Here is a 1,094-nt window from a genome sequence, read left to right on the forward strand (position 1 = left end):
GGCCTGGCCTGCTATTCGGCCACCTTGAGCCCCTGGCTGTGGATGCTGTCGCGTCGTTTCGATTCGCGGATCTTTCAAGACCAGACCATCGAGGACATCCTGCGCACGGTGTTCGCCCACTATGGCGTGCTGCCCACGTTTGATTTCCGACTGGAACAGCCGCTCAAGCGCCACAGCTACATCACCCAATACCGCGAGAGCGATCTGGATTTTGTCTTGCGCCTGCTGGAGCGTGAAGGGCTGTTCTTCTATTTCGCTCATACGAAGGAAGAGCACCGCCTGATCATCTGCGACCACTCCCGCCACCTTGAGCCGTTGATACAACAACCGCGGATCCGCTACCACAGCGCGTCTGTCACCGAGACCGCCGACTCGATCACCCGATGGAGCAGCCATCGGGTTTTGCAGTCCGGCAGGATGGCCATCCAGACATTCGATTACCGGCAACCGCGCAATCCACTGCCGGTCGGCATGCCCAGCCTCAACGCCCAAGGCGATGTCCCCGCCTACGAGATCTACGACTTTCCCGGTCATTACAGCCACGGTACGCCCGCAGATGGCGAAGCGCTGGTGCGGCATCGACTTGAAGCTTTGGAAGTACAGGGCAAGACGTTCGAGGGTGCCAGCAACTGTCGCGCCATGCTGCCGGGTTACACCTTCGAACTGACTCAGCACTTCGATCACGATCGTGATCCCGTGGATGATCGCCAGTTCCTCCTGCTCAAGGTTGAGCACCAAGGCCACAACAACTACCTGACGGATCAACCGGCGAACTACGACAACCGTTTCACCTGCATCCGCCGCAAAATTGCCTTTCGCCCGCCGATCATGACCCCGCGCCCGACGATTGCCGGAGCGCTCACCGCCATTGTCGTCGGCCCGGAAGGTGAGGACGTTTTTACCGACGAGATGGCGCGTGTACAAGTGCGCTTCCATTGGCAGCGTGAGCAGGATCCAGCCCAGGCGACGACCTGGTTAAGGGTCGCCATGCCCAGTGCTGGCGCCGGCTTCGGCCATCAGTTTTTGCCGCGCATCGGCCAGGAAGTACTGGTGACGTTCCTCGGTGGTGACATCGACCGGCCCCTTGTCACTTC

1 protein-coding gene is annotated in these 1,094 nt (G+C 60.2%); it reads left to right on the plus strand.

The features are described 5' to 3' along the window. On the plus strand, window positions 1-1,094 hold a 1,094-nt coding region (locus BVK86_RS28925; protein ID WP_139315823.1), incomplete at both ends, for a type VI secretion system Vgr family protein.

Origin of the sequence: Pseudomonas reinekei (assembly GCF_001945365.1) — a bacterium.
Classification (GTDB): Bacteria; Pseudomonadota; Gammaproteobacteria; order Pseudomonadales; family Pseudomonadaceae; genus Aquipseudomonas; species Aquipseudomonas reinekei.